Origin of the sequence: Sphingomonas sp. PAMC26645, from assembly GCF_004795835.1 — a bacterium.
In the GTDB taxonomy this organism is placed as follows: Bacteria; Pseudomonadota; Alphaproteobacteria; order Sphingomonadales; family Sphingomonadaceae; genus Sphingomonas.
The window spans coordinates 3,107,913-3,130,813 of record NZ_CP039249.1 but is presented as its reverse complement, the minus strand read 5'-3'; the positions used below and the strand labels follow the sequence as shown (position 1 = coordinate 3,130,813).

At 62.1% G+C, this 22,901-nt stretch carries 21 protein-coding genes; 9 read left to right on the top strand and 12 right to left on the bottom strand.

The annotated features are described in order from the left end of the window. Nucleotides 1-138 precede the first annotated feature (138 nt). From E5673_RS14410 to E5673_RS14395, 4 genes are read right to left on the bottom strand one after another with little or no spacing between them, the layout of a single operon-like run. Nucleotides 139-972 (bottom strand): CoA ester lyase, encoded by an 834-nt coding sequence (locus tag E5673_RS14410; RefSeq protein WP_136190542.1) that lies wholly within the window; start codon nt 970-972, stop codon nt 139-141. Next, entirely contained in the window at nt 969-2,243 is a 1,275-nt protein-coding gene (locus E5673_RS14405; RefSeq protein WP_136190541.1) for an MFS transporter, read from the bottom strand. Before E5673_RS14405 ends, E5673_RS14410 begins: the two co-directional genes overlap by 4 nt. Nucleotides 2,244-2,245: 2 nt before the next feature. After that, entirely contained in the window at nt 2,246-3,727 is a 1,482-nt protein-coding gene (locus tag E5673_RS14400; protein WP_136190540.1) for an MmgE/PrpD family protein, read from the bottom strand. 19 nt (nt 3,728-3,746) lie between these two features. After that, nucleotides 3,747-4,694, bottom strand: a complete 948-nt coding sequence (locus E5673_RS14395; RefSeq protein ID WP_210731748.1) for a cyclase family protein — start codon at nt 4,692-4,694, stop codon at nt 3,747-3,749. A gap of 249 nt (nt 4,695-4,943) precedes the next feature. On the opposite strand from E5673_RS14395, the gene E5673_RS14390 reads away from it, so the two are divergent. Beyond that, the gene (locus E5673_RS14390) at nt 4,944-6,134 is read left to right on the top strand and encodes a CoA transferase (protein WP_136190538.1); all 1,191 of its coding nucleotides are present in this window, start codon (nt 4,944-4,946) and stop codon (nt 6,132-6,134) included. A 14-nt stretch (nt 6,135-6,148) separates the two neighbouring features. On the opposite strand, the gene E5673_RS14385 is transcribed toward E5673_RS14390, so the two are convergent. Further along, nucleotides 6,149-7,363, bottom strand: coding sequence for a citrate synthase (locus E5673_RS14385; protein ID WP_168711640.1), 1,215 nt, complete (start codon nt 7,361-7,363; stop codon nt 6,149-6,151). Nucleotides 7,364-7,428: 65 nt separating this feature from the next. On the opposite strand from E5673_RS14385, the gene E5673_RS14380 reads away from it, so the two are divergent. The 4 genes from E5673_RS14380 (at nt 7,429) to E5673_RS14365 (ending at nt 13,568) form a co-directional block, all read left to right on the top strand. Further along, nucleotides 7,429-10,476, top strand: coding sequence for a TonB-dependent receptor (locus tag E5673_RS14380; RefSeq protein ID WP_136190536.1), 3,048 nt, complete (start codon nt 7,429-7,431; stop codon nt 10,474-10,476). A 711-nt stretch (nt 10,477-11,187) separates the two neighbouring features. Next, entirely contained in the window at nt 11,188-12,048 is an 861-nt protein-coding gene (locus tag E5673_RS14375) for a hypothetical protein (RefSeq protein WP_136190535.1), read from the top strand. A 161-nt stretch (nt 12,049-12,209) separates the two neighbouring features. After that, a complete protein-coding gene (locus E5673_RS14370; protein ID WP_136190534.1) occupies nt 12,210-12,617 on the top strand; it encodes a hypothetical protein in 408 nt (135 codons plus the stop codon). A 60-nt stretch (nt 12,618-12,677) separates the two neighbouring features. Beyond that, nucleotides 12,678-13,568 carry a 3'-5' exonuclease gene (locus E5673_RS14365; protein WP_136190533.1) on the top strand — a complete coding sequence of 297 codons (891 nt, stop codon included), beginning with the start codon at nt 12,678-12,680 and terminating at the stop codon, nt 13,566-13,568. A gap of 316 nt (nt 13,569-13,884) precedes the next feature. Here the strand turns inward: E5673_RS14365 and E5673_RS14360 are convergent, their stop codons facing one another. Then, nucleotides 13,885-14,259 (bottom strand): nuclear transport factor 2 family protein, encoded by a 375-nt coding sequence (locus E5673_RS14360; protein WP_136190532.1) that lies wholly within the window; start codon nt 14,257-14,259, stop codon nt 13,885-13,887. Between the two features lie 77 nt (nt 14,260-14,336). Here E5673_RS14360 and E5673_RS14355 point away from each other — a divergent pair, with 77 nt between their 5' ends. From E5673_RS14355 to E5673_RS14345, 3 genes are all read left to right on the top strand, one after another. After that, nucleotides 14,337-14,924, top strand: a complete 588-nt coding sequence (locus E5673_RS14355; RefSeq protein ID WP_136190531.1) for a sigma-70 family RNA polymerase sigma factor — start codon at nt 14,337-14,339, stop codon at nt 14,922-14,924. Between the two features lie 662 nt (nt 14,925-15,586). Then, the gene (locus E5673_RS14350) at nt 15,587-16,105 is read left to right on the top strand and encodes a helix-turn-helix domain-containing protein (protein WP_210731747.1); all 519 of its coding nucleotides are present in this window, start codon (nt 15,587-15,589) and stop codon (nt 16,103-16,105) included. Next, nucleotides 16,102-16,965, top strand: a complete 864-nt coding sequence (locus tag E5673_RS14345; protein ID WP_136190530.1) for an SDR family oxidoreductase — start codon at nt 16,102-16,104, stop codon at nt 16,963-16,965. The genes E5673_RS14350 and E5673_RS14345 overlap by 4 nt, the downstream gene beginning before the upstream one ends. A 37-nt stretch (nt 16,966-17,002) precedes the next feature. Here the strand turns inward: E5673_RS14345 and E5673_RS14340 are convergent, their stop codons facing one another. Next, entirely contained in the window at nt 17,003-17,557 is a 555-nt protein-coding gene (locus E5673_RS14340) for a TetR/AcrR family transcriptional regulator (protein ID WP_136190529.1), read from the bottom strand. Nucleotides 17,558-17,697: 140 nt separating this feature from the next. Here E5673_RS14340 and E5673_RS14335 point away from each other — a divergent pair, with 140 nt between their 5' ends. Continuing rightward, the gene (locus E5673_RS14335) at nt 17,698-18,711 is read left to right on the top strand and encodes an aldo/keto reductase (protein WP_247599401.1); all 1,014 of its coding nucleotides are present in this window, start codon (nt 17,698-17,700) and stop codon (nt 18,709-18,711) included. 226 nt (nt 18,712-18,937) lie between these two features. On the opposite strand, the gene E5673_RS14330 is transcribed toward E5673_RS14335, so the two are convergent. From E5673_RS14330 to E5673_RS14305, 5 genes are all read right to left on the bottom strand, one after another. Beyond that, nucleotides 18,938-19,258, bottom strand: a complete 321-nt coding sequence (locus E5673_RS14330; protein ID WP_136190527.1) for a DoxX family protein — start codon at nt 19,256-19,258, stop codon at nt 18,938-18,940. Between the two features lie 50 nt (nt 19,259-19,308). Further along, the gene (locus tag E5673_RS14325) at nt 19,309-20,199 is read right to left on the bottom strand and encodes an NAD-dependent epimerase/dehydratase family protein (protein WP_136190526.1); all 891 of its coding nucleotides are present in this window, start codon (nt 20,197-20,199) and stop codon (nt 19,309-19,311) included. Nucleotides 20,200-20,298: 99 nt separating this feature from the next. Further along, nucleotides 20,299-21,207 carry a LysR family transcriptional regulator gene (locus E5673_RS14320; RefSeq protein WP_136190525.1) on the bottom strand — a complete coding sequence of 303 codons (909 nt, stop codon included), beginning with the start codon at nt 21,205-21,207 and terminating at the stop codon, nt 20,299-20,301. A gap of 155 nt (nt 21,208-21,362) precedes the next feature. Then, complete coding sequence (locus E5673_RS20180; protein ID WP_281727871.1) at nt 21,363-21,485, bottom strand: hypothetical protein; 123 nt, start codon at nt 21,483-21,485, stop codon at nt 21,363-21,365. 254 nt (nt 21,486-21,739) lie between these two features. Next, entirely contained in the window at nt 21,740-22,861 is a 1,122-nt protein-coding gene (locus E5673_RS14305; protein WP_247599685.1) for a GGDEF domain-containing protein, read from the bottom strand. Nucleotides 22,862-22,901: the final 40 nt, after the last annotated feature.

Below are 22,901 nucleotides of genomic sequence, written 5' to 3'. Positions count from 1 at the left end.
ATCCAGTCGGATTGTTTCGCGACGGAGGGTTCTCTGCCCGGACGCGATGGCCGCTTGCGGAGGCGGCCGAATGACGACGCAAGGTCGAAGCGGAACCGACGTCGAGCGTCGGGATCACGCCGGGGCCAAGACTTGGCCTTAACCGAGAGACGCTCGCGCAAGCTTGGCAACCGCCTCGTCGACGAACGTCCCGTCGTCCAGTGTAAAGCTTCCGACGCCGGATACCGCCATGGCCTCGAATCTCGCTACTATGAGCAGCGCTCGTTCCCGCTCCGATTCGCTGATGCCGAACTCGGCGTTCACGATCGGCACCTGGGCAGGATGGATACAAGCTCTTCCCCCGAAACCCAGCGCTCGATCCTCCGCGCTGATCCGCCGGAGTTTCTCGTGATCGCGGAAGTCAGGTGCGACGTGGGCGATCGGGGGTTTTAGCCTTAGCAGGCGCGACTCGAGGACGAGGGTGGACCGTGCGAGAAGCGTCTCCGATCGTTCGTCGGAGTGCCGGGCCCCGATGTCAGCGACGAAGTCACCCGCACCAAATGAGAAGCGGACCACCCGGGGCGACGCGTCGCACACGGCCCGCATTGAGTAGAGGCCCGAAACCGTCTCGACGATTGGCTGCAGCCCTACGGTAGACGGCAGGCGGTCTGTGCAAGCGACGAGGCGCTCGAACGATGCGCCGCCCTCCGCCTTTGGTATCAGTAGCGTGTCGAGGTGCTTCGACGCGTGCGCTAGGGCGGCCACGTCGTCGAGCCCTTGGACGCCATCGTTGATCCTGACGAACAGTCGCTTGTGACCGGCATAGTTCCCGATCGCACGACACGTGGCCGAAAGCGCCTCATGCTTCGCCGACGCGGCGACGGCATCCTCCAGATCGAGGATGATGACGTCTGCCTCGGTGCGATCCGCCTTCGCAAACAGATCCGTGCGGTTTCCCGGGACATACAGGAGGGATCGGATAGAAGCCCTCACGACAGCACGCGTCCCTTCGTCTCCGGCGCAAACACGATAGTGATGGCAGCGGCAACCAGCGCAACTCCCGTCAGGGACATGCCGAGCTGGAACCCCGCCTCGGTATTCCCCATGGCCCCGACTAGCACCGGCGCGATGAGTGCGCCGGTACGGCCTCCGTTGTAGGCCAGCGCCATGCCGAACGCCCTATTTCCGCTCGACGACAACAGTTCGGCTAGGAAGGGGCCCAGCCCGCCGAATATGCCGCCGAGCCCGAAGCCCACGAGCGACGTGGCGAGTAGCAGCAACTGGGGTTGGTCGGCGAAGATGAACACGCCGAGCGCAGCCGCCCCGATGAGGAGATACAGGAGAAAGGTGTAGCGACGTCCGATGCGGTCGATCAACGCCGCCAACGCGACGAACCCAAGGAGCGTGCCGATCTGCTGCGCCAACAGGAAACCCAGGCTCTTCAGGAACGTCATGTGCTTGACCGTGACCAGGAACGTCGGAGTCCAGGACGAGACGCCCCAGAACACGAACTGCACGAAGAAGATGAATATGAAGGCGATCAGCAACTCCCTGGTGAACAGCCTGCCGGTCGACTTCGTGCCGGTCCGCGGCGTGTTTCGACCAGCGAGCCAGATCGGCGATTCCGGCGTGCGGAGTATGATCGGGAGAAGGATGATCGCCGGCAGCGCTCCAAAACCGATCAGCCATCGCCATGCGCCGCCTTCGAGCCCGCCAGAAGCCTGCGTGACCACTGCGCTGAGTGCGATGGCGAGTATCTGGCCGAGTGGCAGACCCGATTGCATGATCGCTCCGCCCTTTCCACGGTGACGGGGCGGGAGGCTTTCCGCCACGAGGGCCGCACCGGCTGCCCACGCGCCTCCCATACCAAGACCGCCGAGGAACCGCAGGATGAGGAGTTCGGTCAGACCCGAGGAGAAGAGTATCAAGCCCGTAAACGCCGAATAAATCAGGATCGCGGCATACAGCGTGCGGACGCGTCCGAAGCGATCGGCGATGTAGCCGAACGCGATGCCACCTATGATGCTGCCGAACGCCGCCGCGCTCGTGACCAGTCCCATCTCCGCTTTCGTGAGGTGGAACACCTTGAGCAGGACTGGCGTCAGTACGGAAATGATCGCGAGGTCGTATACCTCGAACGTCCAGGCAAGCGTTGCGGAAAGCAGAACCCACCAGCCGCCGCTTGAGATCTCACGAACCCACGAGCTCCCCTCGATCGCGCCGTGTACTTCGTCTGGTCCCGCATCATCCTGTGCAGCAAACATGGTCAATCCCTCCGTCCATCGCGTTGCGCGGCAGCCATGACGGAATCGACGTCAGGCGCGGTTTCGAGTGTCCACAGCCGCGCCAACAGTCGGGCTCCCTGCGGGCGGGATATGGCGGGTCCGGCGGCGCGCCAGAATTTCGCTTCGGCATCCGCCCGCGTCAGCGGTCGTTGCGGTGATCCGGGAAGGTCGTCGATCTCGCGGGTCAGGGTCTTCCCGGATGCGAGCGTCACGGTGACGCGATTGGCGAGCTGCTTCGGCAGCTTGGCCGTCATGGCGGGATCCTCGACAACGCTGATCTTCGCCATCAACGCCATGACATCGGGCGTCGACAGCTTCTCCAAGGAATAGCTGGCGCTGGAGATCTCACCGTCGAGCAAGGCTCGCGCCACGACGTAAGGCATGGAATGATCGGCAGTCTCGCGGGTGGTCGGCGCCCACTTGTCGCGCTCCTTGCCCGTGATGAGATAACCCGGCTTCGAGGTCTCGACCGACACGGTTCGAATTAGGGTCTTATCGGGAATCTCACGAGACAGTTCGATCGCCGCCGCGACGGCAGTCAGCGTATGCCCTTGGGAGGGGAACGGCTTGATGAGACAGTCGAGCAGTCGAAAGCGAACGCCTCGCCGACCGAAGGTCGCGGTGTCGACCTGCATCGGCGTGCCGGCCACCATCTTCTCGAAGCCTGCATCACCCTCGAAGATCGGGCTCGGGCCGGTGATCCCGGCTCGGGCGAGCGTGGCGGCGAAGATCCCGTTGCGCGTGGCTCCAGCGTCGGCGAGCCCCTTCCACGCGGAGATGACCTGGACCCGCGTCTGGTTCATCGCGACATTGCTGATCAACGCCAGGTTGACCGACTGGGTGAGTTGCGCAACCGGCAGGCGCATGAGCTTTCCAGCCGCCAGCGCGGCGGCGACCGGCGTGTACGTGGGGTGGTCCCAACCGCGAGGGGAGATCGCGGCACCGTCGAAGAGGCGGCATTCGATTTCGTAGGCCAAGACGACCGAGACGATGAAATCGCGGATCGATCGACGCTCGACCTGCGCCACCGCGAGGCAGGCGGAGATGAGATCGCTCGGATGGCCGATCTCCTTGCCGGCATAGCCATCGTTCAGGTCGGAGAACCGGATCGCGGCGCCGTTCGCGAACGCGGCGAGTTCCGCCGAGGTGCGCCGCGCGGAACCGATCAGCGTGGCGGTTCCGCCGGTCTGCGCCGAGGCCACCGCGAAAGCGGCTTTGACGACCGGTTCGTCCAGCGCGCCCAGCGCGCATCCGAACGTGTCGACCAGGTGGATGCGAACCGCCTCAAGGGTGTCGGCATCGAGGTCTGCGTAGGACAGCTCTTCCGCGTAGCGTGCGAGCCGATCGGCAAGCGGCAGCGCCGTGGTCGCCATTGCGGCGACGGGCCAGTGAAGAGTCGCGAGCCCGGCCGCTCCGAAAACTCCAGCAGTCAGCAGGCGCCGACGGTCGATTGATGCGATCATGCGTACTCTCCAAGAAGTCTCAAACCGTGGCGACGGGGCTGACCGGCGAGCCCACCGCTCCGGGCAGGCGCAGCGGCGGCGCCGTGAGCAGGAAACGGGAACGGCCGTTCGTCCTCAGCCAGTCCGCCAACTCGTGAAGCATCCACATCTCACCAAGCGGGATTCCGAGCTTGAACAGGCAGAGTTCATGGAGCGGCGCCGAAATCCCGCCGGAGGCGGCGCGTGGCGACGGCATGATCTCCACCGCGCGATTGTCGGAGGCGATCGCCGCGACTCCGCTCTCGCGTATCCAGTCCTGCAGCTGGGGATCGCCGCCATCGAGCCCCGAACAAGTGCCATGAAGGGCGTCGCGCGTCGGACGACCACCCATCTCGAGGATGACCCCGTCGTAACCCGTATACAGACATAGGATGTCGCCAGGTTCGACGCTGATCCGATCTTCCGCCATGATCCGAAGCAGCTCGTCGCCAGTCACGGCATGCTGATCGCGGCCGTATCGCGCGTGAAGATCAACCAGCACGCCGCGGCCCTGCAGCCCCGTCACCGCGAAGGCATCCACGCCGAGCTCGTGCGCATGGGGACCTTCGAACCTTGCCCACGGCTCAACACCCGGCGTCTCGGTCGGCGCGACGACCGTCTCGCCTGCGCGCCAGCCGTTGTAGTAGACCGGTTCCGCGATGCCGTCGTCGTCGGCGTCGAACAGGCTGCCGGCATGCGCGAAGCTGTCCCACTGCGTCGAGTATTGCGTGTAGAGCAATACTGCGTCGTCGCTGACGACGCTGGTTCCCACGACCCTGTTGTAGACGCTTGCCTCGTCCTGGACGGCTGCGAACAAGCGCGGCGGGTGTCGGCGGAGGTTGCCGACGTTCCCACCCGGGAGATCGAGCGGAAGACTCAAGCAGAACGACCGACCGGCCACCACCTCGCGCGCACCCTCGAGAATCTTCTGCGGGGTCAGAAGGTTCAATCGGCCGATGCGATCGTCCGGCCCGAATTCTCCCCAGTTGGAACCAGGGGGTCTATTAACCCATCGCGGCGATCTCATCTGCCTCTCCCGTTTATTGTTACCATTACTTCTAACTGTATACGTTGACATGTCAAATGAAAGGATGTCTAGAAGCGTTGGACCAGGGGCGGGCGATGATCCGTCGGGAGAGGCCATGACGATTACAGCTGACTCGAGCCGACCAGGCTCGCTCCATCGGGTTGCGGCAGCGTGACCACCCAACCGCTCACCGGCCTTAAGGTCATAGACGCCGCGACGTTGTTCGCGGGCCCGGTCGCAGCCATGCTGCTCGGCGATTACGGCGCGGACGTTCTCAAGATCGAGCATCCTCGCGGGGATCCGGCACGTACCCACGGGCCGAGCAAGGACGGCCGCTCCCTCTGGTGGACGATGATGGGGCGTAACAAGCGCGCGATGACGCTCAACATCGGCCGACCCGAGGGTGCGGAGATCTTCCGGCGGCTGGCAAGCAAGGCCGACATCATCATTGAGAACTTCCGCCCCGGCACGCTTGAGCGTTGGGGACTTGGCTACGACGTGCTTTCAGCGGACAATCCCGGCCTGATACTCGTACGCGTCACTGGCTTTGGTCAGTTCGGGCCTCATTCCCATCGGCCGGGCTTCGGCACCCTAGCAGAGGCCATGAGCGGTTTCGCCGACATGACCGGGCAGCCGGACGGGCCACCAACGCTTCCTCCCTTCGGTCTCGCCGACGGAATTACCGGGTTCGCCGCGGCGTTCGCCGCCATGACCGCAGTGAACAGCCGGACGCGTACCGGTCGAGGGCAGGTCATCGACATCGCCCTGATCGAACCGATCCTCACGATACTCGGCACCCAGGCGGTCGTCTATGATCAACTGGGCATCATCCCGGACCGGACCGGCAATCGTTCGCGCGCCAATGCGCCCCGCAACACCTACGAGACCAAGGACAAGCGCTGGCTTGCCATCTCCACTTCGTCGGATTCGATTGCTGAGAGACTCATGCGGCTGGTCGGAGCGGACGATCTGGTTGATCAGCCATGGTTCTCGAGCGCACGAGGTCGTGTCGAGCACGTCGAGGACATCGATGAGCGGGTGGCCGCTTGGATAGCTGAACGGACCGCCGACGAGGCCGTTCTGGCGATCGAAGCAGCCGAGGCTGCCGTGGCACCGGTCTACAACATCGCGGACATCTTTGCCGATCCGCAGTTCGCCGCTTTGAAGACCATCATACCGGTAAACGACCCGGTCCTGGGGGACGTACGTATGCAGAACGTTATGTTCCGTATGTCGCGGGACAGCGGGGCGATCCACTTCACCGGCCGCGAACTTGGCGCCGACAACCAGGATGTACTCGGTCAGGAACTGGGTCTCAGTTCGGAAGAGATTGCGAGACTTAAGGAAACCGGCACGATCTGAGCCGCCCCTGGGGATCAGATCACGTGATGGCTCGCATCGTCGCGCAGCGCCAAGGACTGATCCCGCCCGGGGCGCATTCGGTCCTCGATCGCGTATTGCTCGATCGAATGTGCGATCCACCCGGCCGAACGGGCCAGCGGGTAGAGGGGGTCGGACCGGTCCGACCCCAGCTTGCGCATCACGAAGGCGCGGGCGAAGGGAAAATCAGGCTCGCCGCCGTTCCACTCGCGCATCATCTCTAGCGCTGACTGTAGCTTGTCGATGTCGTGGTCGGCCGGAAGAATCGAGACGCATGCAGCCAGCAACGCGCGACCGCGGGGGTCGCGACCGCCATACAGCGCGGAACCGAAGCCCGGAACGCGTTCGCCTTGGCGAAGACGTGTTACCAGTGGCAGCCGCACGTCCGCGCTGTCGAGGATCTCATCGACGAGTCGGCCCACGGCCGCGGCGTAGCCGAACCAGCTTTGTCGACCCGCGGCGACCAGCAGCCCGGCGGTCACGGTGCGCCATGGCGTGACGCCGGTGCTCGCTACGGCGCGCACCGCCCTGGCACCGGGTTCCAGTCCGTGATCGGCAGCGAGTACCAGCAACCGTCGGACGATCTCTGCACGGCGTTCGTCCAAGGCCAGGGCACCGGCCACGATCTCGTGGATCGGGGCGACGCCCGGCGTCAGACTTCCGAACAATATCGCTGAAAGCCAGCGCATGATGTCGGCTCCGGTTCGCGCCATTCCTGCTGGCGAAAGATCGAACGAGCGGGAATCCGCCTCCTCCAGCGTATGAAGGAGGGCGGTAGCTCGATCGAGCCCGTTGTAGTCGTTCAGAAGGGGGGCAAGCTTATCGAATGCCGCCGACCCCTTGGGCATCTGCTCCGTGAAGGCCTGACCAACGGGTACGTTCCAAAGGATGGCCGCAGTCTCTTCCACCGTCGCGCCTTCCGAGAGCTCGATGGCGCTGCGTCCCCGGTACATCGGTCCCTGCGCCGTGATCTGCGTCACGATGCTGTCGAGGGTGGCATCGACCGATGACGCGCGGGGCGTAGCCTTCCGAAGGACCTCCCGCTCGAGATCCGCCTTCAGATATTCGCGTACTCTCGAACCCGGCACGCCGCGAGTACGCAGTCCCTTGCGACCGACATAGACGTAGAGCGTCGTCACGCTGACGCCCAGGATGGCCGCAGCCTCCTCCGCGCGCACGTACTCGCTCTCAGCCCTGTGTCCCTTCTCCATGTCAGGCCTTTCCTTAAACCTAACACTATTTATCAAGATTGACGATATGATGCAAGGACTGACAGATGCCTGGCAGCGAGCGGGCACGTATCTGTCTCCGCCCGAGGACCGGCAAAACCGGCCAGAAATCATACGCGATGACATCGCGGGGAGGAATTGAAATGCGGTCTTCGAAGCAGCGCACCCTCTGGCTCGCCGGCACCGTGGCGGCCGGCGCCATTCTTCCGGTTCAATCGGCTCTGGCCCAATCCGCTCCCCAGGTAGAGGCGCCTGTCGCGGCCGGAGCCGAACCCGTGGGCGGACCGACCGAGAATGCGCTGGCGCAGGGCGATGCCGCTACCGACATCGTGGTGACGGGATCGCGGACCGTGACGAACGGGTATTCGTCACCGACACCGGTCACGGTCGTGACCGCGACGCAGTTGGCGAACGTGCAGCCGCAATCGTTGTCGCAAGGGCTGAACCAGTCCCCGCAGTTTCGCAATTCGGCATCGCCGCAATCGAACGGATCGGGCACATCGGTAGGAAGTTCGCTCGGAGCGAGCTATCTGAACCTCCGTGGTCTCGGGACGCAGAGGACGCTCGTCCTGCTTGACGGCCACCGTCTCACTCCCACGTCGTTTCTCGGACCTACGGACATCGGGCTGATACCCGAAGGGCTCATCTCCCGCGTCGACGTCGTGACTGGTGGGGCGTCGGCGGCGTATGGCTCCGACGCGGTGTCCGGGGTCGTCAACTTCGCACTCGATACGAAGTTCAACGGTGTGAAAGGCGTGGCGCAAGCTGGCGTTTCGGAGCGCGGCGATGCCGCGAACCAGAAGGTCGCGATCACAGCCGGTGCGGACGTGCTGGGTGATCGAGGGCACGTGTTGGTGAGCGGCGAGTATTACAAGAACGAGGGGATCTTCAACTACAACGGTCGTGACTGGGCGAGAAAGGGGTACGCCATCATAGCTGTACCCGGCGTCACCGACCTGAACAAGTCGCCTACCAATCCGCGGCAGGTCGTCGTGCCTAACGTCCGCACCTCCAACGGCACCTATGGCGGGCTGATCACGGATACCGCGTTGAGGGGAACCCAGTTCCTGCCGGGCGGCGCGCCATCACCCTTCACCTATGGAAGCCTGGTGTCCGCTTCCACGATGCAGGGCGGCGACGGGATCGATGCGTCCCGTGACATCGGCCTTCAACCCGAGCAGGAGCGGTTCAACCTCTTCAGCCGGTTCGACTACGAACTCACGGATAACGTCAGTGCCTACGTCCAAGGCATCTACGGGCAGGACCAGGTCGTGTTCATCTCCGGCCCGGGCCTCCAGGCAGGGGGCAGCAATCAGTTCACCATCTTCAGCGACAACGCCTTTCTACCGACCAGCATCAAGGATCGCATGGCGACGGCGGGTGTCTCATCATTCCATCTTGGGCGCTTCAGCCGAGACACGGGGCTGGCGACGTACGACAACAAGAACTCGACGTGGCAGGTCAATGGCGGCGTTAAGGGGAGGTTCGGGAGCGGCTGGAAGTTCGATCTTTTCTTCTCGCACGGTGAAAATCGCGATCGGTCGGTGATCTCGAACCTTCCGATCGTAACCAACGTCTACAATGCGGCCGATGCAGTCGTGAACCCTTCAAACGGGCAGATCGTCTGCCGCACGACGCTCACGAACCCCGGCAACGGTTGCGTACCGTTCAACGTCTTTGGCGATGGTTCGCCTTCCCAAGCGGCGGTGAACTACGTCACCGGCACGGCCTATGCCGTGCAGAAGGCGACGCAGGACAACGCAGGCTTCTCCGTGACCGGCGAGCCGCTCCAGTTGCCCGCGGGGCCGCTGTCGGTGGCGTTCGGGGGGGAATATCGTCACAATTCCGCAAGTCAGACCGCCGATGCGCTTTCCACGGCGGTAGTTCCTTCGAATGCGGGAATCCGAGGTCTTCCGGCCGCACAGGTCGGCAAGGTCGGCCTGTTCGACCGCGCAAATCCGCAGAACTTTTCTGGATCGAACCACGTGACGGAGGGTTTCGTCGAGATCCTGGCACCCGTGCTTCACGACCTGCCGCTGATTCACTCCCTCGACGTCAACGGTGCCGTCCGATACGCCGACTACAGCACGAGCGGCGGGGTCACGACCTGGAAGGTCGGTGGAACCTATGAACCGTTCGCCGACTTCCGACTGCGGGCAACCCGATCGCGAGACATCCGTGCACCTTCGCTGTTCGAACTCTATCTGGCACCGAGTCCCGCCTCGACCGGCGGTCCCATCACCGATCCCTTCAATAACAACGGGGTGTCCTCGACGATAAACATCACCGTTGCGGGCAACCGCAACCTGAAACCCGAGGTCGCCAACACCCTGAGCTACGGGTTCGTCTACCGACCCCATTTCATCCGAGGCCTGGGATTTTCCGTCGATTACTGGAAGGTCGACATCTCAAACGCGATCAGTCAGCTGTTTCAGACGACGCCTGCCACCAACGCCCAGTTGCTCGTCAATCAGTGCTTCGCAGGGAATGCCGTGCTGTGCGACGCCATTCACCGTACCGGCGGGGTGATTACGTCGGTCGACAACACCTACTTCAACATCAGCCGTTTCACCGCCTCGGGCGTGGATTTCGAGCTGACCTACAAGACGCCCGGGTCGTCGATGTTCGGTCTTGACGATACGTCGTTGGCGTTCCGTGGAGTCGCCTCCTATCTTCACGAACTATCTACGCAGCTACCTGGAGGCCTCGTCATCGATCGAGCCGGAGATGTGGGCCAGGCTGCCGCTGGTAGCCCTCATTGGACCGGTACAGTCGACGCGGAACTCACGCATGGAGGCTTCTCGTTGTTCGCGCAGGAACGCTTCATTCAGGGCGGCAAGATCGACAACACCCTGACCGCTAGCGACATCAACATTAATCACGTGCCAAGCGTATTCTACACCGATCTGACGCTTCGTCAGAGGGTCGGAGGTACTGACGGTACGTTCGAGATGTTCCTCACGGTCAATAACCTGTTCGATAAAGATCCGCCTATCGACCCTCGCTTTCAAACCTTCGGGACGATCCCGACTAACCGTAGCCTCTACGACGTTGTGGGGCGACAGTTCACGATGGGCGCGAGGTTCAAATTCTAGGTCTGGTGCTCGACGGGCGTTTTGCCTCGAAGAGAGCCTATGGCGAACGAATTCGGATCAAGCCGTCATCGGGACGTTCGCGACGGGCCTTCGAAGCCGAGGGAACGCCAGGCGTGGCCCAGATCCCATCTTCCGAGCGTCCTTCGAACGGGGCGACTAGGCGAGTTTCGCAGGTGGGAAAAGGTCGTGACGGCGACTATGCTTCTATGAGCTAATCAGACTGCTTAACGGCGGCAGGTTTTGAGCTCGCCCAACTAAAGCCTTAACTGCTCAACTCCGAACGGTGCGGTAGGGCAGGGCTCGCAACGGCGTAGTCTCGAACCGCGCTAACACGCAGATCATTTGCCGCGGGCATTGCCTGGTGCGCGATTCCAACGTCGTACTGGCGTACTCGACCGAAGGCGCCCGCCCCATCGTCTGCGAGACGATGGTGTGCAGAGAGGCAAGAGTATTGGCCACTCCACGGCCCGAGGCATTTGCCAACAGCGACCAACGTTTATCCGAGCTTCGAACGGCTTATCAATCGATCTTGCCACAGCCGTTAAAATGGCTTTGGGGACCGAATGGCATAAATTTGTAAAAATCTAACAGGACTTATATAATTCGATAAGTCTCGAACCATTGAACTATGGCGACTTTTGACCTATTTTGGTCGCGCGGCCACAGATCCTCCGGAAGAACTCCCGAGACCGGCTGCGAACGGAGCTCGTTATGAACGCTATGATTCAGTCGGCTTATGAAGGTCCAGTCAGTTTCACCCGTGTCGTGGATGCCTACGAGGATCCGCTCGACCAGGATTCGCCATTCGATCGTCCCGTGCCTGCGACGCGGCGCGCTCTTACCCGTCTCGCACTTGTGGCGGCCGAGACGGGCGCGCGCTTCCAGCGCGACGGGCTGGGGGCTGATCCGATGGCATGGATGCTGTCCCCCCGGCGCGTGTTCAATGGCGGCACCGCCATTGACGCGGTGTTGGGCCGCGAGGATTTCATGCGCGCGCTTCTTCTCCACAGCCTATCGATAGGTCTCGATGCCGATCCCGAATTCATCGATGAGCTGGTATCGGAGACCGAGGACCCGGAAGAAGTCACTTCGGGAGAAGGCGGCGGATGGTTCGGGCATCCCCGTGAGGATGACGTTCCAAAGCGAGCGCACCGTCCGGAAGGCCTCAAGCCGCGCACGCACCCTCGCGGCGACAGTGGCTCGAATCGGGTTCGACCCCATGGCGCTACTCCCGACGACGCCACCGAAACGGGGGATCAGCCGGACGAGGGCGAGGGGCGTCGCCTCTACACCGCAACCCTGACTTTCGAGGACGGCCACACGACGCTGCAGGTGTTTAACGCCTCGGTATGCGCCAGTCCTTCCGAAGCGTTCACGCGCTTGGCCTCCCGTTACGGGGTGTATGTCGCGTTCCAGGCCGAACTGCATGCGGGATACGACCCCACGTCCGCCTTCGCCGAGGCGTTCGTGTCGCCCGCCATGGACGAGATGCTTCAGCTTGTGGACGACGATCCCTCGGGCGCGCTCGGAGACGGGCTCGACCTCAATCTGGAACAGCGTTTCGCCGCCTGAAGCGCGGTCGCCAACCAACATCACACTTCGCGCCGTCCTCTACCGCCAATCGGGCGTGGGACGGCGCACGTCTGTAGGAGATCGACATGTCCCATAAAGAGGACGGCAGCCACTTGGCCATCCGTTCACGCCCGTACGGGACCGCCGGTCGAGGCACAGCGATGATGGACGAGGACGGGAGTTTCGACGAACACGAGTTCCACTATCTTTACGGTGAACAAGCCTCACGTCGTCTGGCTAAGACCGGGGTGAAACGCGCTGGCCGGACGACAGGGCTACGGCTCTACACCGCCACGATCGCGATGACCGACCGCAACGTGATGATCCAGGCGTTCCACGCCTCGCTTGCCAGGAGTGTCGACGAAGTGCGTGCCCGGTTAGCCGGACGTTTCGGTCCGCACATCGCCGACGGCGCGGACATCCGGATAGGCATGTATCCGGCGGCCCCACTCGTCGTCGCGCTCGTGCCGCCCCCCGTGGTCGAGATGATCTGCCGTGTCGCACGGCACGGTGCCGATCCGAAAACCCGGAAATTCGAGGTCGATATCCAGCAATGCATCCGCGCGTGAGGGCTGCTTAGCCAAGTCCACATCCAAACAGCGACCCGGCAGCGGGTCAGGGAGACCACCATGGCCAGCCAGATCAATCTCGATTCCGGGACGACGAACAATGGTAGTGAGGTTCGCATTCTGCATCCGCTGAAGTTGCGGGAAGGGTCGACCGGGGATGGCTGCGCTCGAGGGTCGTTCGTGGGCGTAGCGGTCGACGTCGAGACGACGAGCCTCGATGCCAAGACGGGCAAGGTGATAGAACTGGCGCTGCGCAGGTTCAGGTATGACGGTGCCGGTATCGTCACGGACATCGACCAGGCGTTCGAATGGCGCGAGGACCCAGGCGAGCCATTGACCGACGAGATTCGAACTCTCACGGGAATAACCGATGCCGATCTCGCTGGTCAGGAGATCGACGAGGACTCGGCGACGCGGTTGCTGCAATCGGCCAGTTTCGTCGTCGCGCACAATTCGGCCTTCGATCGCAGTTTCATCGAGATGCGTCTTCCCGAAGCGAAAAGGCTCGCATGGACCTGTTCGCTCTCGCAGGTCGACTGGAGAGCCCGGGGTTTCGATGGCCGGAGCCTGGGTTATCTGCTCGTCCAGAACGGGTTCTATCACTGCGGACATCGGGCGTCGGCGGATGTCGACGCGCTGATCCAGATGCTTCGCCACCGGAATGCCGATGGCCGCACGGCACTGGCGGAGATGATCGAGCGTGGCTCGCAGTCAAGCTGGCTCGTGAGCGCAAAGGGCGCAGACTTCTCCGTGAAGGACCTGTTGAAACAGCGGGGCTATCGCTGGTCGAGCGGCGATAGGGTCTGGTGGCGGGAGGTTGATGACAAGGCACTCAAGCCAGAGCGGTTCTGGCTGGCCGCCAACGTATACTGCATGGAGGCGAACCCGAAGGCTACCGGGCCAACGGTCGATCGCGTCACGCCGCGGACGCGCTTTCTCCAGGAACGGTGATTCCCGCGAAGAACCTGGCCCGATCCACCCGGTCCGAAGCGAGCTATCCCTTTGGCGGGTTGGCAGAGCCGTGCGTAGAGGCGCCTTTGCAGGCCTTTGACACCAAACCCGACCGCTAGCAGCCGGGGACCTCGCGCCGAGTCATTAATCTATGAGAGGGTTTTGACTGAGAACTCCGCATTTCGATACGGCGTGGTCTTCGCCCCTCGCGCGGTTCCCCTGCTTTCTCGAAAAGGATCCTTTCGGGAAAGCTTAGGCCGCCTCGCTCGCCGTTCGTTTGCGGGAAGGTCGTCAAACCAATTTATGACACCGCCTTTCAGAAGTTCTGCCACTCACCTCGCCAGTCATAGAGCTTCGCCGTTGTGGCATACTCACGTAAATACGAAAGCTTGCCGTCGTGCAGTTTGGCGATGGTCACACCGTCGAACGTGTTTTCGTCACCACGCCACGTGTAGTGGAAAGTCCATTCCGCGGTCTCAGCCTCGGGTGAGGATCCTGAATGATGGACCTTCCAGTCGATCACGTGGCCGTCCTCAGCCAGCCACGAGGAGACCCATCGTGCTACCCAATCGTGCCCGCGGTAGATCGGTCCGAAGCTCTCAATGACGACGCAATCAGGGGCAAGCGTTGCGAGGATCGCAGCCACATCATGTGCTCGCCAGCCGGCAATATATTGCTCTAGTAGTGTCATCGGTGTGATGGCCTTCCTATACCCAGAATGCGGAATGGCCGTTAGCAGATACAAGGCCAAGGCTTTAGGCTGACGGGATGAGCGAATTGGAACGATCCCGTAGTGCTCCATCTTCCGACGCTGCCCAGGCGCATCTCACGGCCACGTTGCTGGCGGTCGCCGGTGAGGATCGAGATGCGTTCAAAGAACTTTATCGCCTGACCAACGCGAAGCTGTTCGGGATATGCCTGCGTATTTGCGGCAACCATGCGAATGCAGAGGATGTGCTGCATGAGGTATATCTTCTGATTTGGCGACGCGCTGGAGCATGGCAGCCGGGCAGGGCCAGTCCGATTAGCTGGCTTGCCGTTATCGCGCGTAACCGCTCCATCGACTGGCTTCGCGCGCAAACATCCCGGCCGGCAGCCTCGCTAAACGAGGTACCGGACATTCTAGATTGGCAGCCGGACGCAGAAACGATCCTGATCGCCAGAGGTGAGTACATCAGGCTGGTTGAATGCCTGAGCAAGCTGGATCCTCGGCAGCGATATGCAATCGCAACGGCATTCTTTGGTGGCGCAACGTATGCGGAGGTAGCTGCCCGCGCGGGGGTGCCGACGAGTACCGCGAAAAGCTGGATTCGTCGTGGCCTTCAGCAGCTTCAGAACTGCCTTGGTGTCGATTAGGCAACGGACCCCGACGGTATCGGAGCCGTGGAGCCATGTTCGAGTAACGGGATTGGGTGTCATGGCGCCGCCATCATAACCTGCGAAGCAGCGATGCCACCACGGACACGCAAATCATGCAAAGCTCGCCTCGATTGTTCCTTCAACAGCTAGTCGATTGCATAGCGACGGGTCGTGACCCATCGGTTCTGGAACTCGAAGGCCTTGCGGAGCGCATCTGGGTCGAGGGGGCAACAAGTCGTTCTGCATTTTCCTGGAACGGTCTGTCTCCGGCGAGCCTAGACAGGGTCGTCGCGCTGCGATCCTCCCTATTGGCTCTGCGGGGTAGCGACCTGCGCTGATCGGTTTTTTCAGGTTTTCAAGGCGACTAGGTACTTGTAAAATTGCTTGATGGTGAAGCGTACATACGTCCCGGCCGTGCGGATGGAGCCAGATACAAAGGCATGTTGGAGCCTGTATTCCGTTGAAAGCGACTGCTGGCTTCCCGTGACGTTCCGTTCCGAACGGGAAGCGGCAGAGGCGGCTCACGTGGTCAATCGCGCATCCGGCTGATCCGACTTTGCCGGAGGTCAAAACCGTTCGGCTCTGTCACCACCACGCGCCAATTTGCGCAGCGACCAGGAACCAAAAACCTTAAGCTCGGTTGACAGTATAGTGTCATATTGAAAACAGGCTGTCTTTTGCAGCATCAGAACAACAACGTACGCGAGCTAGCGCTAACGATCTTTGCGGCGAATGGTCGGCTAGTCGGCGCCGGGAACGAGCTGGTTGCGCACCTCGGCCTGACCAGTGCCTGGTGGCAGGTGCTGGCGGCGCTGCGCTACTCGCCCGTGCCGTTGCCCACCGCCTCCATCGCTCGCAACATGGGTCTGACCCGGCAAGCGGTGCAGCGCATTGTCGATGTGCTCGCCGAACGTGGGCTGGTCGAGTTTCAGAGCAATCCTCACCACCAACGCGCCAAGCTGGTCGTTCTCACGCCAGCTGGCCTCAAAGCGGTCACCGGCGCGGAAAACGTGGTTGCGCCGTTGGATCAAGCAATTGCCGAACGGATCGGGAACGAGCGCCTGCAGGCCGCGATCGCCACGCTGGGTGAGATGATGACCGTAATCTCTGAGCAGCTCGAAGGTGCCGAAGCTGCGTTGCCCTTCTTCCCCCACGCCCTCAAGGAAACCCTTTTATGATCCTGGTTCTAGGTGCCACCGGCGGCATTGGTGGCGAGGTTTGCCGGTTGCTGAAGCACGCAGGCACGTCGTTCCGCGCGATGGCCCGCAAGCAGGAGCAGATCGACCGCTTCCACGAGGATGACGTGGACGCAGTGCTCGGCGACCTCGACCGGCCGGAGACGCTGACGGCCGCGATGACTGGCATCGACACGCTGTTCCTGGTCACGGCGCCGACCCCTGCTCAGGTCGCGCAAGAGACAGCGGCGATCGATGCCGCCAAACGCGTCGGGGTAGGCCGGATCGTCAAGATCTCCGCCTCCGACTGCAATGTCCGCTCGCGGATCCCCTGGGCGCAATCGCACGCGCTGATCGATCATCACCTCCGCGCGTCTGGAGTTGACTGGACGATCCTGATGCCGACCGCGTTCATGCAGAACTTCCTCTGGTTCACGAAACCGGTCGCGAAGGGCTACCTGCCCCTGGGCGCCGGCAAGGGGTCGGTTTCGTGGGTCGACACGCGCGACATCGCGCGGGTCGCGGCGACCGTTCTGACACAGGACGGGCATAACCGTGCGACCTATTTCCTAACCGGGCCGGAGACCTTCGATATGACGGAGGCCGCCACGCAGCTGTCGCAGGTGACGGGTCATAAGGTGCGCTACCTCGACCTGCCCACGCCGGTGTTCCGCACAGTCCTGCGCATGACGGGCAATTCGCGCTGGATGGCTAACGGGCTGGTCGCGCAGTTCTCCGATATGGTGGCAGGCCACCATGACATCGATCCGACCTGCGAGATCGAGCGCCTGACTGGCCAGCCGCCAAACGATTTCCCGACCTTCCTGCGCGACCACCGCGACGCCTTCGTCAAGGCCGCCTGAGCGCGAACCCCCAAAAGGATCGGAGAGCGCTCAGCCTCTACTCGCCAGTCTGCAAGATCGCCCCAGCAACAACGATATCGACCAGGCGATCAGCGCGCGAGGCGAAAGCGGGTTGGCCGCCGAGCCACCCAAGCGCGCCGATGATCCCGAAAAGATCGGTGCCGTCGAGATCGTTGCGCGCTGTCCCTGCGGCCTGAGCCTGTTCGAGCAAACGCGCTCCCGCCGCACGCAAGCTGGTGCAAGAGGCGTGAAGAGCGGAGTTGGAATCGTCCAGCGCGGCCGCCATCACGGCAACGACGCCATTATAGCTCCGCACGAACGCCACGGCGTCGGGGAGCCAGAGTGACAAGGCTTCATCGGGCGCCATGCTGCTGCCCAGATCAGCAGCCTTGCGCGTCAATACGTCAAGGCTTGTGCGCAGCAGCGCCTCCAGCAGCGCCTCGCGGGTGGGGAAATGCCGATAGAGCGTGGCCAACCCGACGTCCGCCTGTCTGGCGATATCACGCAGCGATGCATCCGCACCATACTCGGCGATCACGTCGCGCGCGACCGCTAGCAGGTGGCTGTAGTTCTTTCGGGCGTCCGCGCGCATGAGGCTCCCTTGACAAACGGATCACCGCTACGGATATACGTAGCACTGATCCGCTTAGATAGTCACTTTCCTACATAAAGGAAACAGCCATGCAAGATCCCCTACGCTACAAACTCTTCGGCCAGCACACGGGCTTGCGCGTGTCCGAGTTCATCCTCGGCACTGCCAACTTCGGTACGGCGTGGGGACATGGCACCGATCGCGACGAAGCGCGCCGCATCTTTGACACCTACGCGGGTGCGGGCGGCAACTTTTTAGACAGCTCCAATGGCTATCAGGATGGCCAATCCGAGGAGTTCCTTGGCGATCTACTGACCGGACGGCGCGACAAATTCGTCCTGTCCACGAAATATGCCGTGAGGACGAACGCCGCCTCCGGCATCCTTGTCACGGGAAATAGCCGGCAGGCGATGGTGTCGTCGGTCGAGGCAAGCCTCAAAAGGCTGAAAACCGATCGGATCGACCTTTACTGGGTCCATGTCTCGGACGGCGTCACGCCGCTGGACGAGATCGTGCGCGGTTTCGACGACCTCACGCGGGCGGGCAAGATCCTTTATGCGGGCCTGTCCAACTTCCCGGCATGGCGGGTGGCACGGGCCGCGACGATCGCGGAGCTTCGCGGTGCCGTTCCGATCGCAGGCATTCAGGTCGAGCATAGCCTCGTCCAGCGAGCGACCGAGCAGGAACTTATTCCTGCCGCCCAGGCGCTTGGGCTTGGCGTTGTCGCCTTTTCGCCCTTGGGCGGTGGTGTGTTGACCGGCAAATACCGTGCTGGCAAGGCGCAGGACCGGCGCGACGAGGCGTGGGCCGGTGCCGGCTTTCAGCCGGAGAACAGCCCGCAGCGTACAGCGGTCCTGGACACGCTGATTGCGGTCGCGGACGAAGCAGGCGTAACTCCCGGCGAGATCGCCATCGCCTGGGTCGCTGCGAAAGGCTCGCTACCGATCATCGGGCCACGCACTCTCGCACAGCTCGAAGCCAATCTCGCTGCAGCAAACGTCAGGCTGTCCGCCGAGCAGGTCTCCCGGCTTGATGCCGTGAGCGCGATCCCGCCTGTTTATCCGTACACTGTCCTCAACGAACGCCGGATACAGGACCTCATTACGGGCGACATGGTCAACAGGATCGATATGCCGGTCTATCCCGCAGCCTGAGGGTCGTATAAATTATGGTGATTGTCTGCTTCGGGAACATCGGATCATCGGAGCAGACAATCGCTTTGCCGGCCAATTAAAGCTTAGACTTCAAGGCTGCTCTACCGCGCGTTGCGCCGCGTTGGATGGCATTATGTTTGGCTGGGAAGCGCTTTCCCGTGTCACCATGCCTTTGAGAACGCTCCGGGCTTTCAGCCACTTGTCGTTTGTGAGGTGGATCGGTGGATCAGGACGTGGTCGCCGCAATCACGAGCAAGCTAGCAAGGACGCCGAGCGGGAATGTATGCGAGAACTCCCGACGGCGCAGGATCGTGACGACGGCAACAGCAATGATCATCGCGCCGAGCGCCATTCCGATGCTTCGGCCGGCAGGGAAAGCGATCAGCGCTGCGGCCACGATTTCGACGCCCCCGGTCACGCGACACCACCAACGCGGGTATCCCCACCGGGCGAAGTCATCCTGGGTGGCGCGCCTACCGATCGCATTAAATAGCCCTGCACCGACAAACGCGACAACGAGCAGCCAGGCAGCGATACTGTGCAGCATTCTAGGACTCCTTCAACGTTTAATGACGTCGGAAAGGCTGTAGTTCAGGGCTAGGCGGCTACCGCAGCGTAGGAGCGCAGTTCATCGATGATCGAGTGCCGGGAAGGGTTCCAGCCAAGCTTACGTTCGGCCAGTTCGCCCGAAACCAGCTGATCGCATGCGATCGCGTCCGCGAAGCCCCAGAGCGCTTGGCGTGCCTCATCCAGCGGCCATTCCGCCACCCTACCCTCGGTGCCCGCGGCCTCGCTCGCAGCCCGCGCGATCTCGACCAGCGGGATGGCCGGGCCGTGGGCGCCGTTGAAGATCGACGCGGCTGACGCCTTCTCTAGCGCAAGCAAATAGAGGTCCGCCAGATCGTCGGTGTGGACAGTCGTCCAGCGGTTCTGCCCGTCGCCGACGTAGCGTGCAGCGCCGTGCTCCTTGGCCGCGTCATACATCATCATAGCGGTGCCGCTGCGGTTGCCGTACACCCAGGCCGGGCGGATCACGACCGGATGGACGCTATCTGCCACAGCACCGAGAATTTCCGCTTCGAGGGCCTGGCGAAACTGCACCAACTCGACGGGATGCAACGGGCTGTCCTCGGTCGCGGGTGTGTCGCCGGTCGGACCATAAACCAGACAGCCGCTAGTGTAGACGAAGCGCTTGGAAGTGCCGCGGAGCGCATCGATGATCGCGCGTGTTGCTGCCACGTCATAGGTGGCCATGTTCTGATCGCTCGGCGACGCGGCATGAACGACCGCATCGACCCCCTGTGCGGCACTGGCCACACTGGCCGGGTCAGCAAGGTCGCCGTGCATAGCCTGATATCCCAGATCGGTGAGCTTGGCCGCGCTCGCGTCCGAACGCACCAGTCCCACGACGCTATGTCCCGCCGCTGCCAGCCGGCGTGTGACCGCGCCGCCTATCAATCCCGTTGCACCCGTTACCAATACCCGCATGTCAGCACCTCATCGCCTCTGTGCAGCGCATAGAGCGGAACGGCTGAGCCACGTGAAATCGCGAGACGTGATACTGCGTCATCGGCGTGGCCGATGGCGTCAGACTGTGGCGGCGATCTCAGCGATGCAATCGCGAAGCCAGACCGTGGCGGGATGATCGTCAACCCGACGATGCCACATTATCGCCAGCGGCCACTCCGACAGAGCAATTGGCGGCTCGTGTACGGCAACGCCGAGATTGGCCGCTGCAAACCTCCCGGCGACCCGAGAGGCTAGTGTCGCGACAAGGTCGGTCTCAGCAATCACGAACGGCGCGACCAGAAACTGCGGCAGGCTCAGCACAACGCGACGTTCGAGACCGAGCACCGCCAGCTTGTGGTCCACCAAACCAATGCGATCGCCTTCGGGCGACACCAGCAGATGAGAAGCTGCAGCGAAGGCCTCAACGCCAGCCCCTACCGCAAAGGCCGGGTGCCCAGGCCGCGCGATGCAGGCAAACCCTTCCTGAAGAAGCACGCGCGTTAGAATGCGAGCCGAGGCGTCGACCGGGACGCTGATCGCCATGTTTGCCTCGCCACTGTCGAGAAGGTCGACGACTTCGTCTTTGCCGAAGATTCCGCGCACCCGCACATCGAGACCAGGCGCCGCGACCGAGAGCCGCGCCAGCAACCGCGGCAACAAGACGAAGGCGGCATAGTCGGTCATCGCGATCGTGACGACGTGATCGACGGTCGCGGGATCAAAGCCATCCCCTTGGAGAACCGATCGCATGAGGCGGAGCGCCGCCGAGATCGGGCCGGCCAAGTCATCAGCGTGTGGCGTCGGTTGCATCCCGTTCGGCGATCGTACGAACAGTTCGTCCGCGAACACCTCGCGTAGTCGGGTTAGCGCACCACTCATGGCCGACTGGCTCAGACCGATGGCCTGACCGGCACGAGTGACGTGGCGCTCGGCGTACAGGGCATCAAATGCCTTCAACAGGTTCAGGTCAAAGCCGGCTAGGTTCATCGTGCGATGATAGAACACTAGGGGCAGCCATGAAACCGACCGACGTGTTCCTGAAACTTGATGCCAACCGGCAAGGCGTTGGCCTCTCCCTAGTCGTTCCGTTGCGGGAACGGTGGCAGGCGTGTCGATCGCACCCGCCATGCACCTTCGCAGCCTTACCGAGAATAGTCCGGACATTCGATATCGAACACGATACCGACCAGGTCGCGCGTCCAGCCCAGCGTCTTCTTCGTCCACTCATTGGAGGCCGGCCCGTTGTCCGCGATCCACATCGCCAACGGGCCCAAATATGCGTCTGCCTCCTCCCGTGACAGCGACTTTGCGGGGCGACCGAGCTGCCGGCCGACGGTGCGCATGACCAAAGTGGGGGTCGGCTACAACATCCAGCTCGCCATCGACGTGAAGCACAAGCTGATTGCTGAGCAGGCGGTGAGCAAGTGGGGGTCTGCAGTTTATATTGCGCGAGATACGTCGGTCGGGCTTAAGTTCAGTAGGTCAAATCTAGACCCAGTCGTGCAGTCATTTACCTGACTTACTTTGCTTTGCCTAACCCGTAACTGAAGCGCCAAGTGCCTCGACCGCTCCTTTTCGCTTCGTAAAGCGCGACGTCAGCAGACTTGAAAATTGTCTCTATGCCTAAGCCGTCGCCAGGATAAAGGGCGATACCAACGCTAGAACTTAGGTATATCCGTTCTCCGTTGAAATCGACAGCCGGCTGGAAGCATTCTCCGATGCGACCGCATACCTCATCGATCTGGGCGGTGTCGCCGACGTCGGGGATGAGTATGGCAAACTCGTCACCGCCGAGCCGCGCTACATAGCTCAAATCTCCAGCGACCGCGCGCAGACGCTCTCCTGCCGCGACGAGCAGTGCATCGCCAGCATCGTGGCCGAACGTATCGTTAACCACCTTAAAATGGTCAAGATCAATCAACAGCAGGGCAAACTGCAACTTTTGACGATCGGACAGTTCAATTAAAGTGCGCATGTGCAAAGTGAACTGGCGACGGTTGGCGAGGGATGTGAGTGCGTCAAAATATGCTAAGTACTCAAGCTCATCGTGAGCTTTGCGCAGCGCCGCGTCGCCGCGCAAATTTACCCGTATACTAATATAAATGTAGCCAATGCAAAGACCTGACGCTATCGTGGAAGTTAGTATGCTAAAATAGCTTGATGAACCGACCAACCAAGGTAGCGCAAGCATTGCGAGGGCCGGAACACCAACCTTGAACGCCACTATCGCCGGGGCCCGAAAGGCAAAGGCTTGGGCGTGGATCAGTTGCGAAATAAGCATGACGATAACGGCTGAGCCGATGTCCGGTACCTTGCTCCACCACAGTAAAACTGGCAAACTCGTCCACGCGATTGTTGTCGCGAGTGCGGAGGCAATATAGTTAAGCCGTACCGGCAGACTGCGGCCGTCCTGTCGCGCCAGCATGTTACTGCATTGCCTGCACCATAGCTCAGCAAACCCGACAAAGCTGATCCAAATTATCGCAGCGCGAGGACCCAAATGCACGAGCAATAGTAAACTCGCCAGAGATGCGATTACTAGTCGCGGCAACAGTGTTTTAAGGCCGTCCAGCGCCGCCCCATCAACCCGATCGTCCGCCAACCGTTCCAGCCATCTGAGTGGTATTAGAGCGCGGGGCATGATCACGAGTGTCCTGATGCCAACGTACGTAAGATTGCGC

Excerpts from the sequence above, each read along its gene's own strand:
- E5673_RS14345 (WP_136190530.1), top strand. The coding sequence starts at position 16,102 with ATGATCCTGGTTCTAGGTGCCACCGGCGGCATTGGTGGCGAGGTTTGC.
- E5673_RS14325 (WP_136190526.1), bottom strand. The coding sequence starts at position 20,199 with ATGCGGGTATTGGTAACGGGTGCAACGGGATTGATAGGCGGCGCGGTC.
- E5673_RS14365 (WP_136190533.1), top strand. The coding sequence starts at position 12,678 with ATGGCCAGCCAGATCAATCTCGATTCCGGGACGACGAACAATGGTAGT.
- E5673_RS14355 (WP_136190531.1), top strand. The coding sequence starts at position 14,337 with ATGAGCGAATTGGAACGATCCCGTAGTGCTCCATCTTCCGACGCTGCC.
- E5673_RS14340 (WP_136190529.1), bottom strand. The coding sequence starts at position 17,557 with ATGCGCGCGGACGCCCGAAAGAACTACAGCCACCTGCTAGCGGTCGCG.
- E5673_RS14320 (WP_136190525.1), bottom strand. The coding sequence starts at position 21,207 with ATGAACCTAGCCGGCTTTGACCTGAACCTGTTGAAGGCATTTGATGCC.
- E5673_RS14360 (WP_136190532.1), bottom strand. The coding sequence starts at position 14,259 with ATGACACTACTAGAGCAATATATTGCCGGCTGGCGAGCACATGATGTG.
- E5673_RS14385 (WP_168711640.1), bottom strand. The coding sequence starts at position 7,363 with ATGGAGAAGGGACACAGGGCTGAGAGCGAGTACGTGCGCGCGGAGGAG.
- E5673_RS14305 (WP_247599685.1), bottom strand. The coding sequence starts at position 22,861 with ATGCCCCGCGCTCTAATACCACTCAGATGGCTGGAACGGTTGGCGGAC.
- E5673_RS14375 (WP_136190535.1), top strand. The coding sequence starts at position 11,188 with ATGAACGCTATGATTCAGTCGGCTTATGAAGGTCCAGTCAGTTTCACC.
- E5673_RS14380 (WP_136190536.1), top strand. The coding sequence starts at position 7,429 with ATGCCTGGCAGCGAGCGGGCACGTATCTGTCTCCGCCCGAGGACCGGC.
- E5673_RS14400 (WP_136190540.1), bottom strand. The coding sequence starts at position 3,727 with ATGATCGCATCAATCGACCGTCGGCGCCTGCTGACTGCTGGAGTTTTC.
- E5673_RS14330 (WP_136190527.1), bottom strand. The coding sequence starts at position 19,258 with ATGCTGCACAGTATCGCTGCCTGGCTGCTCGTTGTCGCGTTTGTCGGT.
- E5673_RS14405 (WP_136190541.1), bottom strand. The coding sequence starts at position 2,243 with ATGTTTGCTGCACAGGATGATGCGGGACCAGACGAAGTACACGGCGCG.
- E5673_RS14370 (WP_136190534.1), top strand. The coding sequence starts at position 12,210 with ATGATGGACGAGGACGGGAGTTTCGACGAACACGAGTTCCACTATCTT.